The following is a 13,424-nucleotide window of genomic DNA, read 5'->3' on the forward strand; positions in this document are numbered from 1 at the left end:
AAATTCACTTTTAGGTGTGTTTTGCGCTATGCTGTGTCACAAACTTTTTAACCATTGTTCCTATATACGTATATGACTACTCACATCGACCCAGAATATCAAGCGAGCGCGATTGAACCTCAAGTTCAACAAGCTTGGGAAACCAATAAAGCATTTAAAGTTGCCGACCAAGTAGAAGGCCCACGTCGTTATATCCTCTCGATGTTCCCTTATCCAAGTGGCAAACTTCACATGGGTCATGTGCGTAACTATACGATTGGTGACGTGATCAGTCGTTTTCATCGCCTAAAAGGTGAGACTGTCCTTCAGCCAATGGGTTGGGATGCTTTTGGTCTGCCTGCAGAAAACGCAGCGATTGCCCATCAAGTTGCTCCTGCAAAATGGACATTTGAAAACATTGACTACATGCGCAACCAGTTGAAAAAACTTGGGCTTGCAGTCGATTGGGATCGCGAATTTGCAACATGTACTCCTGAATATTACCGTTGGGAACAATGGTTGTTTGTTCAGCTTTATAAGAAAGGCCTAATTTACCGTAAGCTTTCAACAGTCAACTGGGACCCAGTAGACCAAACTGTTTTAGCTAACGAACAAGTTGAAAATGGTCGTGGCTGGCGTTCAGGTGCATTGGTTGAAAAGCGTGATATTCCAATGTATTACTTCCGCATCACAGATTATGCGCAAGAATTATTAGATGATTTAGACACATTAAAAGACGGCTGGCCACAGCAAGTTCTTACCATGCAACGTAACTGGATTGGCCGTTCGCAAGGGATGGAAATCACCTTCCCTTCTGCAAACCCAGCAGTGTATGCAGATGGTTTAACTGTTTACACCACACGTGCCGATACGCTCATGGGTGTAACTTATGTTGCGGTTGCTGCAGAGCACCCAATGGCATTAAAAGCTGCTGAAACAAACTCAGAATTGGCTGCATTTATTGAAGAATGCCGTATGGGTTCTGTTGCAGAAGCAGATCTTGCTCAAGCTGAAAAGAAAGGCATGGCAACAGGTCTTTCTGTAACACATCCAGTGACAGGCGAAGAAGTTCCTGTTTGGATCGCAAACTACGTATTGATGTCTTACGGTTCAGGTGCAGTAATGGCTGTTCCGGCACATGACGAACGTGACTTCGAATTTGCTAACAAATACGGCTTAACCATCAAGCAAGTGATTGATGCCAAAGGCGCTGATGAGGCTGACTTTGATGCTACTGTATGGCAAGAATGGTACGGTTCTAAAGAAGGTAAATTAGTCAATTCAGGCGAATTTGACGGCTTAGACTTCCAAGCTGCATTTGATGCATTCCTTGCGAAATTAGAACCTGCTGAACTTGCGAATTCTAAAGTTCAATTCCGTTTACGCGACTGGGGTGTATCTCGTCAGCGTTACTGGGGTTGTCCAATTCCAATGATTAACTGTAATACATGTGGTCAAGTGCCAGTACCTGAAGAGCAACTTCCTGTTGTGCTTCCGACTGATGTTGTGCCAGATGGTTCAGGTAACCCATTGAATAAAATGCCTGAATTCTACGAAACCACTTGCCCATGCTGTGGCGGCGATGCGCGTCGTGAAACAGATACGCTTGATACATTCGTAGAATCTTCTTGGTACTACGCACGTTATGCATCTCCAGACTTTACTGGCGGTATGGTGGATCCTGCTGCAGGTCAAACATGGTTGCCTGTTAACCAATATATTGGTGGTGTTGAACACGCAATTCTGCATTTACTTTACGCTCGCTTCTTCCACAAACTCATGCGTGACGAAGGTGTAGTACAAGGTAACGAGCCATTCACTAACTTGTTAACACAAGGTATGGTACTTGCGGATACTTACTACCGTGAAGCGGAATCAGGTAAAAAGACTTGGTTCAACCCTGCTGACATCGAACTTGAGAAAGACGAAAAAGGTCGTATCACTTCTGCGAAATACAAAGAAGATGGTCAAGACGTCATCGTTGGCGGTCAAGAGAAAATGTCGAAGTCTAAAAACAACGGTATTGATCCACAAGCCATTATTGACCAATACGGCGCAGATACTGCACGTGTATTCATGATGTTTGCTGCACCACCAGATCAATCTCTTGAATGGTCAGATGCAGGTGTTGAAGGTGCGAATCGTTTCTTAAAACGTGTATGGCGTTTGGCGACTGGTTTCCTTGAAAAAGGCAATGTAGCGACTGCAATTGATACAGCAAATCTATCTAAAGATGCACAAGACTTACGCCGTAAAACACATGAAACCATCCAAAAAGTGGGTGATGACATCGAACGTCGTCATGCGTTTAACACTGCAATTGCAGCCATGATGGAACTTCTAAACGCCAACAACAAGTTTGAAGCAAAAGATGACAACGATATCGCGGTTTCTCGTGAATCGATCACTACACTTTTGACTCTACTTGCTCCATTTGCACCACATTTAAGCCAAACTTTATTGGCTGAGTTTGGCACCGAGTTAACTGCGACTACATTCCCAACTGTGGATGAGTCTGCTTTAACACGTAATACACAAACGATTGTGGTTCAAATTAACGGCAAACTTCGCGCTAAACTAGAAGTTGCAGTGGATGCGTCTAAAGACGATATTTTGGCCATGGCGAAAGCACTTCCAGAAGTTCAACAATACTTAACGGCTCCGACCAAGAAAGAAATTGTTGTACCAAATAAATTAGTGAATTTGGTGGTTTAAAGAATCTCCCCTAGCCCCTCTTTTTCAAAGAGGGGAAAAGCCTCCCTTTTTTAAAGGGAGGTTTGGAGGGATTAAATCTCTAAATAGAAAAAGGTAGGGATTAAAAAACAATTCCCAAACAAAGCCCGTTGCCAGTCAACGGGCTTTGACTTTACAATCCCATGCATTGAACAAAACAATATTCATCTCAAATTCAGCAGAATGAATTGAGACATTTCTCTAGAGGACACTGTATGCATTTGGTTCAACGTGTTGCTGCAATTGTATTAACCTTGGGTCTAGGTGCAGGCCTAACAGGCTGCGGCTTTCATTTGAAAGGCACTAATCCAAATGTTGCCCCTGTCATGTATGCCAACATGAGCTTGTCTTTGCCCAAAAATGCAGATGACCTCGAAGAAAAACTTCAGATTTATCTTGGTGCTGCTGGTATTAAAGTGAGCAATGACAGTAATAACTATGTTTTACGTGTGCTTGAATATACTCCACGCCGCCTTGAGCTAAACGGGAAACTGATTGAAACTTTACTGCGTCTGAATGTCACTTTCCGTATTGAAGATGCTCAAGGCAACCCAGTGACTGAGCCTCGTACAGTCATGGCAACACGTACTTACCAATACGATGTAGCAACGGTAAACACTGACGACCAAGAACAAGAATACTTAAAGAAAGTCATTATTGATGATGTTGCACAGCAAATTGCACGTCAAATTTCATCTAATCGTTTACCGCCAGCAGTACAGCGTACACAAGCTCCCGTGAACGTTACTTTACCTGCATCTGCTACGGAATAAACTTAAAACCGTATGAAGCTCGATTATCTACAAGCCCTAAAACGTGTTGATGAAGCTCGAGGCGCATGGGTGTTGCATGGCCAAGAACCGCTACTTGAGCAAAATTTAATTGATGCCTTTCGGGCCAGTTGGCAAAAGCAAGAAATCGAGCGTCAGCGCTTTGATATTACAAGTGTCAGCGATTGGAAAACGGTCTTTAATGCCCTCAATAGCTTATCGCTGTTTTCGAGTCAGTTGGCCATTGAAGTACATGGCAACATCAAACCCGATGCCAATGGCTTAAAAGAACTTAAAAGTTATTTGCAGCACAATGAGCAAAACTTGTTATTGGTGGTGATGCCCAAGCAAGATGCCAGTAGCTTAAAAACTGCATTCTTCCAGACTATTGATGCCAATGGTGTCAATGTTGCATTAACCGCAAACTATGCCAAAGACCGTCAACAAATTTTGGCTGTTGAAGCAGAAAAGTTAGGTATAAAGCTAGCCAATGATGCGTGGCAATGGTTAGAACAACACCATGAGCACAACTTGTTAGCGGCTAAAAATAGCCTGATGCGTGTGAGTGATACCTTTGCCGATGTCGATATAATTCAAATTGAACATTTGTATTCATGTTTACAAGATCAATCGCGTTACACCACCTACGATTTAAACGACGCCATGCTACAAGGCAATTTGGCACAATCGATTAAAATTTTTCAGTATTTAATCGCATCTGGCGAACCGATGAGCCTGATCTTATGGAGCATCAGTAAAGATATGCGTTTACTGATGGCGCTGTTTGAACAACCACAGAATGCTCTGCAACTGGGGATTTGGAAAACCAAAGTCAGTCTGTATCAACAAGCCTTGCGTCGCCTCAATCCGAGTGTTTTTTTAGCATGGCCTGCCCTGCTATTACGTATTGATGTATCCATTAAAGGCCTCGGTCATGAAAATCCAGAGCATTTAGTCGAACAAGCCATTGCTAGCTTATGCGGTCGAAACCTATTTTAATTTTGTGATAGCTGATCTATAGACTCAATTGCACAAGATTAAGTCTGCTGTCTTCTTAAACATTCAGCCTTTATATAATAATAATCATTTCTAATTGTATAAAAAATTCACGATTTATCCGTAATTAAAATTTATACTTGAAGCATTCTCATTTAAATTTTCCGACCAACATGCCGAAAATAAAACCAGCGAAACTGCTCATAGCCATCATTTGCACTCTCGCCATCGCCCTTACGGCATGGTACTTTTTGAAACCGAAAGAACAACAACCACAATATATTACTGCTGAAGTCACCCGCGGTGATTTAGAGAACTCTGTATTAGCCACAGGTGTACTAGAAGCGACCAAAATGGTGAGCGTTGGTGCTCAGGTGTCGGGTCAGGTTAAAAAAATGTATGTGCAACTGGGCGACCAAGTCAAACAAGGTCAGCTGATTGCGCAAATTGACTCTGTACGTCAACAAAATGAATTAAAAACTGCAGAAGCCAGCATTAAAAACCAACAAGCACAGCTCGCGGTTAAACAGGCAAATTTAGCCAAAGTTGAAGCCGAATATCAGCGTCAGCAAGCGATGTATGCACAAGATGCGACATCACGTGCAGAGCTTGAATCTGCATTGGCCAGCTATAAAACTGCTCAAGCAGATATCGTAGCGATTAATGCTCAAATTGAACAATCTCGCCTCACCTTAGCCACAACCAAAGAAGATTTAGGCTATACGCAAATTGTTGCGCCTATGGATGGCACGATTGTGGCAATTGTGACCGAAGAAGGCCAAACGGTGAATGCTAACCAAAGTGCGCCAACTATCGTTAAATTGGCAAAACTTGACGACATGACCATCAAGGCTGAAATTTCTGAAGCAGATGTCATGAAAGTTGAAAAAGGCCAGCGTGTTTACTTCACAACACTTGGCGACAGTGAAACTAAACATTACGCAACTTTACGCCAAGTCGAACCCGCACCATCTTCAATTAATAATGAAACCAGCAATAGTTCAACTTCATCATCTAGCACCGCGGTTTACTACAATGCATTGTTTGATGTACCCAATGCTGACGGCAAACTGCGTATTGATATGACAGCACAGGTTTATATTATTTTAGATGAAGCACGAAATGTACTGACTGTACCTTCAGCAGCAATTCAAAGTTCGAACCGTCCACGTAAAGCATCTAGCAGTACAGAAGCAAGCGCACCTGAAGCGTCAAATGCCAATCGTGATGCAACAAAACGACCAAGTCGTTTAGAACTCACCGTAGAAGAAAAAGCGCTAGTAAAACAAGGTAAAGCCTCTATGGCAATGGTGCGCGTCGTACAGGCAGATGGCTCGGCTCAACCTCAGCCTGTTTTAATTGGCTTAAACAACCGTGTGACTGCGCAAGTACTGAAAGGTCTAAAACAAGGCGAAAAAGTCGTTATTGCCGATGGTTCAGACACAAGCAATGATTCTGCCAAACGTAGCAGCAACCGTGGTGGCGCTGGCCCAATGAGAATGTAATCATGAGTCAAAATCAACAACCTCTACTTGAGGTGAAAGATCTGACACGTGAGTTCCCTGCGGGTGAAACCACGGTTCAGATTCTAAAAGGGGTGAATCTTTCGATTTACCCAGGCGAATTGGTGGCGATTGTCGGTCAGTCTGGCTCAGGTAAATCGACCCTGATGAATATTTTGGGCTGTCTTGATCAGCCCACAGCGGGTAGTTATAAAGTCAAAGGACGCGAAACACGTGAACTTGAAGCCGATGAGCTGGCACAGCTACGCCGTGAATATTTTGGTTTTATCTTCCAGCGCTATCACTTGCTGGGAGATTTAAATGCTGCAGGTAACGTCGAAGTTCCAGCGATTTATGCAGGTGTGGATTCATCTGAACGGCAAACTCGCGCAAAAGACTTACTGACTGAGCTGGGTCTAGGTGAAAAAACCCAAAACCGTCCAAGCCAACTCTCGGGGGGTCAGCAGCAACGTGTATCCATTGCCCGTGCATTAATGAACGGGGGCGACGTGATTTTGGCCGATGAACCCACAGGTGCATTGGACAAAAATAGCGGTATTGAAGTCATGCGCATTTTGCGTGAACTCAACGCAAAAGGTCACACAATTATTTTGGTCACCCATGACCATAATGTTGCTAAAAATGCCACGCGTATTATCGAGATCAGCGACGGCAATATTATTTCAGACACGCCTAATGTGCCTGAGGTTGAAGGCGAAGCTTTAGTACAGCAGGAATTACAACCTGCTATTAAAAAAAGAACGTCTGCATGGCGCTCAGTGGTCGACCGTTTAGCTGAAGCCTTTCGTATGGCATTGTTAGCCATGAATGCACACCGTATGCGTACCTTCCTCACCATGCTGGGCATTATTATTGGTATTGCTTCCGTGGTTTCAGTTGTGGCACTCGGTAATGGCTCACAAAAGCAAATTTTAGAAAATATTAGCAGTCTGGGTACAAATACCATTACGGTGTACCAAGGCCGAGGTTTTGGCGATAACTCACGATCCTCACAAGTCAAAACGCTTATTCCTGCAGATGCGACGGCACTCTCTGAACAGCCTTATGTTGAAGGCGTGAGTCCTACTGTTAGTAGCAGTGTTACAGCCCGCTTTAAAGATACAGAAGCTTCTGCCACTGTGAATGGTGTAAGTGCAGACTATTTCTATGTTAAAGGCATGGACTTCGCCTCTGGGCAGCCTTTTGATAAAGAGAGTGTGATTGAACAAACTCAGGATGTGGTGATTGATGACAATACTAAAAAGACATTTTTTAGTGATGGTACCGATCCTGTTGGACAAGTGATTTTACTCGGCAGTGTACCTAGCCGAATTATCGGCGTAGTTGAAGCACAAACAGGCATGATGGGCGGTAGTGATAGCTTAAATGTATATTTGCCCTATTCAACTGTCATGAGCCGTATGTTGGGCCAATCTAACGTGCGTAGCATTATTGTACGCGTGAAAGACGAATACCCTAGCGCTGCTGCTGAAAATGCGATTTTAAATCTATTGGTGCAACGTCATGGTGCACAAGATGTGTTTACTCAAAACTCAGACAGTATCCGTGAAACCATTCAGCAAACCACACAAACTATGACGCTACTGGTCTCTGCGATTGCGGTTATTTCCTTAGTCGTTGGTGGTATTGGCGTAATGAATATTATGCTGGTGTCGGTCACTGAACGGACACAGGAAATTGGGGTGCGTATGGCTGTTGGTGCACGCCAAAGCGATATTTTGCAACAGTTCCTCATCGAAGCGATTTTAGTGTGTATTTTAGGCGGTATTTTAGGTGTGCTCCTTTCTTTAGGTATTGGACAATTGATTAGTCACTTTGCTGGAGGCACATTCCAAATGGCGTATTCAACCACCTCTATTGTCGCTGCCTTTATCTGCTCAAGCTTGATTGGTATTGTGTTTGGTTTCATTCCTGCACGTAATGCCGCCCGACTCAATCCAGTAGATGCCCTGTCTAGAGAATAAGGAAATAATGATGCAACTGAATTTAACCAAACTTGCAGGCGCACTGATTCTTGGCGGGAGCCTGACGGGTTGTGCGGCCATGGTAAAATCGCCTTATCAACAACCAGCAATTGATATGCCTGCTAGCTTTGCAAATGGCAAGGCAACAAATCAAAAAATACATGCTGATACCTATGCCGATCAATGGTGGACTTTGTTTGGTGATAGTCAATTAAACCAATTGGTCGATCAAGTTCTAGCTACAAATAGTGATTTAGCCGTTGCGGGCATTAACTTACAACAAGCACGAATTCAAGCCAAACAGAGCCAAAGCCAGCAAGGTATTCGTATTGGTACAGCGGGGGCTTCAGTTGGGCATCGTTTTAGCTTAGATGGTGATGGCAATTCATCGAATGGTATTTCGCTCAATTACCCAGGGCTGAGTTATGAACTAGATTTGTTTGGCAAACTGGCAAATCAGACTGAAGCTTCACGTTGGGAAGCGTTGGCCTCGGAACAAGATTTGCAAGCAACTACACAAAGTTTGATTGCCACTACTGCCAATTTGTACTGGCAGTTAGGCTATTTAAATGAACGCTTTGCCGTTGCACAGCAAAATTTAGCCAGCACGCAAAAGACTTATGATTTAGTCAAAGTTCAATATAAAGCTGGTGCTGTTTCGGGTTTGGACTTAACTTCTGCTGAACAGGCTGTACAAAGCCAAAGAGCCACTTTAAGCCAAATTGAACAGCAAAAAGTAGAAGCTCGTACCGCCTTGGCACTGTTATTACAACGTCCTGTACAGCAATTAAATATTGCAGAACCTTCACGTTTGCCACGCACAGCCCTGCCCAATATTTCAGCTGGCCTACCAGCCGAGCTATTGTCACGCCGTCCAGACTTAACTGCTTCTGAATTACGTTTACGTAAAGCCCTAGCAACCAAGGATGCGAATAAAGCCAGCTATTATCCTTCAATCAGCTTAACAGGTAGTTTTACAACGGGTGGTAGCAGTACATCATTGACTGAAGTGTTATCGAATCCAGCAGCTATTTTAGGTGCGGGTTTGTCTTTACCATTTTTACAATGGAATGACATGAAACGTGATTTAAAAGTCAATGAGCTAGAATATGAAAAGTCGATTATTCAGTACCGTCAGACGCTATATCAGGCTTTGGCAGATGTAGAAAATGCGTTGTCTGCACGTAATGAGCTAGGCAAACAAGTCCAACTACAAGAGCGTAATGTACAACTGGCTGAAAAGACGGAGCGTTTAACCGAAGTACGTTACCGTAATGGTGCAATCGCGTTAAAAAACTTGATTGATGCGCAGAAGACGACTCGCGATGCAAGACTGTCTTTGGTACAAACCAAGCAAAGTCAATACAATGCTTATGTAACCTTGATGCAGGCTTTGGGTGGGAGTCCAATTAAGCAGTTGCCTTAAATATTGATAATAAAAAAGCCCCGAGGGGCTTTTTTATTATGCGTATTGAACTGAGCTAAGTCTTGCACTAAAAAATTGACCTGCACAAAATGACTAAATGTTATACGGCCTCAAGCTACTCGGAATTTATCAAAATATGGCCATCAGCATTTGATTAAAATATGCTTAGTCGCTGCAAAACTCAGTCACTGCATGACCTACATTAGGCAATCACAACTGATTAAGCCAATTTACGTTTAGTCGCAATTTGATCTAATTTCTTGAGTACTTCAGATACAGCTACCATGGCAAAGCTCGACGTTACGACCACCGCTGAGCCATACCCTCCACAACGTAAGCCTGCGCTTGGGCATACATCGGCACTTGAAAATGGGTTATCTATAGAATACACACAGGTGATCCCAAATTTATCTTTGGGCTTTTTACAAATGCCTTTACTACGTAACTGCGCGCGTAGTTTGGCCAACATCGGATCTTGCTCTGTTTTGGATAAATCTGCCACACGAATTTTAAGTGGGTCTAATTTACCGCCAGCACCACCCGATACAATGAGAGGTACTTTGTTAAAACGACAATGTAGCATCAGTGCAAACTTGGCTTTCACATCATCAATACAATCTAAAACTAAGTCTGGATTAGCTGCCAAAATGTCTTTAACATTTTCGGGTGTTAAGTAATCGTCAATCAAATTAATTTTAATGCGTGGGTTGATGGCGCGGCAACGCTCTGCCATGACTTCAATTTTTTCATGACCTAAAGTCGTACTCATAGCAGGTAACTGACGATTAATATTTGATGCAGCCACCACATCCATATCAACCAACGTCAATTCACCAATACCTGTACGTGCCAGTGCTTCAACTGCCCATGAACCTACACCGCCAATGCCAATGACCATGACATGGCTTTTTTCATAATGATTAAAGTTTTCTTCGCCATAAATTTTAGCGACGCCTGCAAAACGGCGGTCATATTCATCATCTTGAAGTAAGTCAGTCATAAAGGTTCAAAACAGCAAAAACAAGAACGACATATTAACAAATTAAGCATGTTTTGACTGCGCTAATATTTACGTAGCACACTACACTTGCACTTCTTTAGTAAATTCCGCACAATCATTTTGATTAAAATTTAAACCAAAATGATTCAATATTGTGAAACTCCACGGTGCAAGCTGATGATGCTTTTTACTTTTTTATTATGCTTCAATGGCCTTCTGGTTATGGCATTTGCAACTTATGTTCTGATCCGCCAACAGAAAAATCTAAAGTTAAGTATCATTATTCGCGTGCTGTTTTTAGCATTATTTTGCATGGTGGCATTGGCATACCATACGAGCGAACAACAATTTATCGTGATGATGTGCTTATGGGTGGTTTTTGAAGCTTTTCATTTAAAGAAGTTGCCACAGCACGTAGCGAAGGAATAGTTACCGATCCAACAATGGGCCATAAAAAAGAGGCTTTCGCCTCTTTTCAATCCACCACAACTTAGTCTTTATTCATAATAAAGAAGTATTCGCGGTAGTACTTGAGCTCTGCAATCGAATCGCGGATATCATCCATAGCCAAGTGTGAGGCATTCTTTTTCAAGCCACCCATAATTTCTGGGCGCCAGCGTTTTGCTAGCTCTTTTACACTTGATACATCCAAGTTACGGTAATGAAAGAATTGCTCAAGTTCAGGCATTAAGCGATGCATGAAGCGACGGTCTTGGCAAATTGAGTTACCACACATAGGTGACGTTTTTGGGTTCACCCACTTTTTCAAAAACTCTAAAGTTTGCTGTTCTACATCTTGTGCAGTTAGTTTACTACGGCGTACACGTTCAATCAGACCCGACTGGCCATGTTGGCGTGTATTCCATTCATCCATCGCATTTAAAATGATATTTGACTGATGTACTGCAAGCACAGGCCCCTCTGCCAGAATATTCAAATTATCATCCGTCACAATCGTTGCGATTTCAATAATTTGATCGTTATCTGTATCGAGACCTGTCATTTCTAGGTCAATCCAAATGAGGCGAGTATCCGGTGTGCTGCTCATAAATGTGCAATCTTATTAGGCATAAAAAATCTATAGTAGCAAATTTATTGGGCCTGCGCTGTAATTAGCCCCCGCTTCATGCTATTTTTGCGGTCTAGTTTCCATGGTTTTTTAGGACACGAATGGCCTTAATTCGCAAGCGCCGCCTGACCGAACAACAGCAGCGCCGCATTCAAAAACAGCATAAATCCCGTCAAGAAGACATCGATACATCGAATGATCTTGAAGGACTGGTGGTACAACATTATGGGCGTCAACTTGAAGTTCAAGCGCTCAGTGAACCTGCTGTTCATGCCGAAAAACCAACTGTTGCTGCAGGTGAGCCTGAACCATTTTGGAAAGCCATTGAATTGGGCAGTATTTGGCGTTGTCATACCCGTACCAACTTAGAAGCATTGGTTACAGGTGACCGTGTAAAATGGCAAGCTGACCCAAATACAGGTCTAGGTATTATTACCGCAATTCATCCACGCCAATCTTTACTTACGCGTCCCGACCGTTATCATAAAGTTAAGCCTGTAGCAGCCAATGTCAGCCTGATTGTGATTGTATTTGCCGCCTTTCCAGAAGTTGCACCGAGTCTGATCGACCGCTACTTAGTGGCCTGTGAAGATGCCAATATTCCAGCATTATTGGTGCTCAATAAAATGGATTTGGTGAAAGAAGCAGATCCAATTTTAGATCTTGTAGAAGAATATAAAAACTTAGGTTATGAAATACTGTTGACCCAATCGACAGGCGATCTTTCTGAGCTGGCACAGCGCTTAGCTGGTGAAACGGTTGTATTTGTGGGCCAATCGGGCGTGGGTAAAAGCTCTCTCATCAATACGATTGTTCCTGATGCTGCGCAAAAAACCAATATCATTTCTGAAAACTCAGCTTTAGGTCAGCACACCACGACGTCTACACGCTTAATTTCTTTTGGTCAAAATGCAGCATTAATTGACTCACCCGGAATTCGTGAATTTGGCCTTTGGCATTTAGATATTGAAAATGTGCAAAATGGCTTCCCCGAAATTCATAATTTACTCGGGCATTGCCAATTTCGTAACTGTACGCATAAACATGAGAAAAAATGTGCTTTGCGTATTGCCGCTGAAGAAGGTCAAATTTTACAACGTCGCTTAGACAGCTTCTTACGTTTAATTGATGAAATTACCGAAGCTCAGCAAAAAAATTAGTTTTATTCTGTTGCAGCCCTTGAAGCGGTGATTTTGATCACCATATTTATGAGCTATACTCTTGGCAATTTTTGAATTGTAATTTAGGTGACTTGTGGAACGTTGGTTCGAATTTATGGGGAATCACCCCTTCTTATTTGGAACACTCGCTGTATTGGTGGTGCTGTTCTTTATCCTTGAAGGCCAACGCAATGGTCGTAAAATTTCACCGCAATCATTGGGTATTTTAGTGAAAGCTAAAAATGCGATGTTGATTGATTTACGTGATGCTAAAGATTTCCGTGAAGGTCATATCAGCGGTAGCCGTAATATTCCATACAGCCAAATTACAAAACATCTTGATGAACTTAAAACTTCTGATCGCCCATTAGTATTCGTCTGTAATTTGGGTCAAGTTGCAGGTTCAGCTTTACAACAAGTTGGACATACAGATGCCTATCGTTTAGATGGTGGCATCAGCAACTGGAAAGCTCAGGGCTTACCCTTGGTTAAAGCAAAATAAAGATTGAGGAGATTTAACATGGCTGAAGTAACGATTTATTCTACTACTGTTTGCCCATACTGCATTCGTGCAAAACAGCTCCTTGAGCGCAAAGGCGTAGCTTATAAAGAAGTTAATCTATCCAATGAAGCGCCTGAAGTTCGTGTAGAGTTAATGCAACGCACTAATCACCGTACTGTGCCACAAATCTTTATTGGCGAACAATTTATTGGCGGTTTTGATCAACTTTATGCTTTAGAGCGTGAAGGCAAACTCGATGATTTATTGGCTTAATGATCAATAAACATCATATCTTCATAGTA

12 protein-coding genes are annotated in these 13,424 nt (G+C 42.7%); 10 read left to right on the plus strand and 2 right to left on the minus strand.

The features are described 5' to 3' along the window. The first annotated feature begins 72 nt into the window (after positions 1 to 72). The 6 genes from leuS (at position 73) to D9K81_RS00375 (ending at position 9,391) form a co-directional block, all read left to right on the plus strand. Positions 73 to 2,694, plus strand: coding sequence for a leucine--tRNA ligase (gene leuS / locus D9K81_RS00350; RefSeq protein ID WP_121523074.1), 2,622 nt, complete (start codon positions 73 to 75; stop codon positions 2,692 to 2,694). A 233-nt stretch (positions 2,695 to 2,927) separates the two neighbouring features. Further along, positions 2,928 to 3,485: an LPS-assembly lipoprotein LptE gene (locus tag D9K81_RS00355; RefSeq protein WP_120374239.1), complete on the plus strand. Its 558-nt coding sequence runs from the start codon at positions 2,928 to 2,930 to the stop codon at positions 3,483 to 3,485. 12 nt (positions 3,486 to 3,497) lie between these two features. Next, a complete protein-coding gene (gene holA, locus D9K81_RS00360) occupies positions 3,498 to 4,481 on the plus strand; it encodes a DNA polymerase III subunit delta (protein WP_120374240.1) in 984 nt (327 codons plus the stop codon). 170 nt (positions 4,482 to 4,651) lie between these two features. Then, complete coding sequence (locus D9K81_RS00365) at positions 4,652 to 5,983, plus strand: MacA family efflux pump subunit (protein ID WP_120374241.1); 1,332 nt, start codon at positions 4,652 to 4,654, stop codon at positions 5,981 to 5,983. Between the two features lie 2 nt (positions 5,984 to 5,985). Then, positions 5,986 to 7,965, plus strand: coding sequence for a MacB family efflux pump subunit (locus D9K81_RS00370; protein ID WP_120374242.1), 1,980 nt, complete (start codon positions 5,986 to 5,988; stop codon positions 7,963 to 7,965). Positions 7,966 to 7,975: 10 nt separating this feature from the next. Beyond that, positions 7,976 to 9,391 carry an efflux transporter outer membrane subunit gene (locus D9K81_RS00375; RefSeq protein WP_120374243.1) on the plus strand — a complete coding sequence of 472 codons (1,416 nt, stop codon included), beginning with the start codon at positions 7,976 to 7,978 and terminating at the stop codon, positions 9,389 to 9,391. A 220-nt stretch (positions 9,392 to 9,611) separates the two neighbouring features. On the opposite strand, the gene D9K81_RS00380 is transcribed toward D9K81_RS00375, so the two are convergent. Next, positions 9,612 to 10,391 carry a tRNA threonylcarbamoyladenosine dehydratase gene (locus D9K81_RS00380; RefSeq protein ID WP_120374244.1) on the minus strand — a complete coding sequence of 260 codons (780 nt, stop codon included), beginning with the start codon at positions 10,389 to 10,391 and terminating at the stop codon, positions 9,612 to 9,614. 222 nt (positions 10,392 to 10,613) lie between these two features. On the opposite strand from D9K81_RS00380, the gene D9K81_RS00385 reads away from it, so the two are divergent. Further along, positions 10,614 to 10,820: a hypothetical protein gene (locus tag D9K81_RS00385; protein ID WP_147395914.1), complete on the plus strand. Its 207-nt coding sequence runs from the start codon at positions 10,614 to 10,616 to the stop codon at positions 10,818 to 10,820. A gap of 61 nt (positions 10,821 to 10,881) precedes the next feature. Here D9K81_RS00385 and orn read toward each other — a convergent pair whose 3' ends face one another. Next, positions 10,882 to 11,439, minus strand: a complete 558-nt coding sequence (gene orn / locus D9K81_RS00390; protein WP_120374246.1) for an oligoribonuclease — start codon at positions 11,437 to 11,439, stop codon at positions 10,882 to 10,884. Between the two features lie 122 nt (positions 11,440 to 11,561). On the opposite strand from orn, the gene rsgA reads away from it, so the two are divergent. The 3 genes from rsgA (at position 11,562) to grxC (ending at position 13,395) form a co-directional block, all read left to right on the plus strand. Then, positions 11,562 to 12,620 (plus strand): small ribosomal subunit biogenesis GTPase RsgA, encoded by a 1,059-nt coding sequence (gene rsgA, locus D9K81_RS00395; RefSeq protein ID WP_120374247.1) that lies wholly within the window; start codon positions 11,562 to 11,564, stop codon positions 12,618 to 12,620. 94 nt (positions 12,621 to 12,714) lie between these two features. Continuing rightward, positions 12,715 to 13,122 carry a rhodanese-like domain-containing protein gene (locus D9K81_RS00400; RefSeq protein WP_120374248.1) on the plus strand — a complete coding sequence of 136 codons (408 nt, stop codon included), beginning with the start codon at positions 12,715 to 12,717 and terminating at the stop codon, positions 13,120 to 13,122. Positions 13,123 to 13,140: 18 nt separating this feature from the next. After that, positions 13,141 to 13,395 carry a glutaredoxin 3 gene (grxC, locus tag D9K81_RS00405; RefSeq protein WP_106985174.1) on the plus strand — a complete coding sequence of 85 codons (255 nt, stop codon included), beginning with the start codon at positions 13,141 to 13,143 and terminating at the stop codon, positions 13,393 to 13,395. Positions 13,396 to 13,424 lie beyond the last annotated feature (29 nt).

This window comes from Acinetobacter chengduensis, from assembly GCF_003664645.1.
Taxonomy (GTDB): domain Bacteria; phylum Pseudomonadota; class Gammaproteobacteria; order Pseudomonadales; family Moraxellaceae; genus Acinetobacter; species Acinetobacter chengduensis.

Coding starts and splice junctions, on each gene's coding strand:
- leuS (WP_121523074.1), top strand. CDS start 73: ATGACTACTCACATCGACCCAGAATATCAAGCGAGCGCGATTGAACCT.
- D9K81_RS00355 (WP_120374239.1), top strand. CDS start 2,928: ATGCATTTGGTTCAACGTGTTGCTGCAATTGTATTAACCTTGGGTCTA.
- holA (WP_120374240.1), top strand. CDS start 3,498: ATGAAGCTCGATTATCTACAAGCCCTAAAACGTGTTGATGAAGCTCGA.
- D9K81_RS00365 (WP_120374241.1), top strand. CDS start 4,652: ATGCCGAAAATAAAACCAGCGAAACTGCTCATAGCCATCATTTGCACT.
- D9K81_RS00370 (WP_120374242.1), top strand. CDS start 5,986: ATGAGTCAAAATCAACAACCTCTACTTGAGGTGAAAGATCTGACACGT.
- D9K81_RS00375 (WP_120374243.1), top strand. CDS start 7,976: ATGCAACTGAATTTAACCAAACTTGCAGGCGCACTGATTCTTGGCGGG.
- D9K81_RS00380 (WP_120374244.1), bottom strand. CDS start 10,391: ATGACTGACTTACTTCAAGATGATGAATATGACCGCCGTTTTGCAGGC.
- D9K81_RS00385 (WP_147395914.1), top strand. CDS start 10,614: ATGGCATTTGCAACTTATGTTCTGATCCGCCAACAGAAAAATCTAAAG.
- orn (WP_120374246.1), bottom strand. CDS start 11,439: ATGAGCAGCACACCGGATACTCGCCTCATTTGGATTGACCTAGAAATG.
- rsgA (WP_120374247.1), top strand. CDS start 11,562: ATGGCCTTAATTCGCAAGCGCCGCCTGACCGAACAACAGCAGCGCCGC.
- grxC (WP_106985174.1), top strand. CDS start 13,141: ATGGCTGAAGTAACGATTTATTCTACTACTGTTTGCCCATACTGCATT.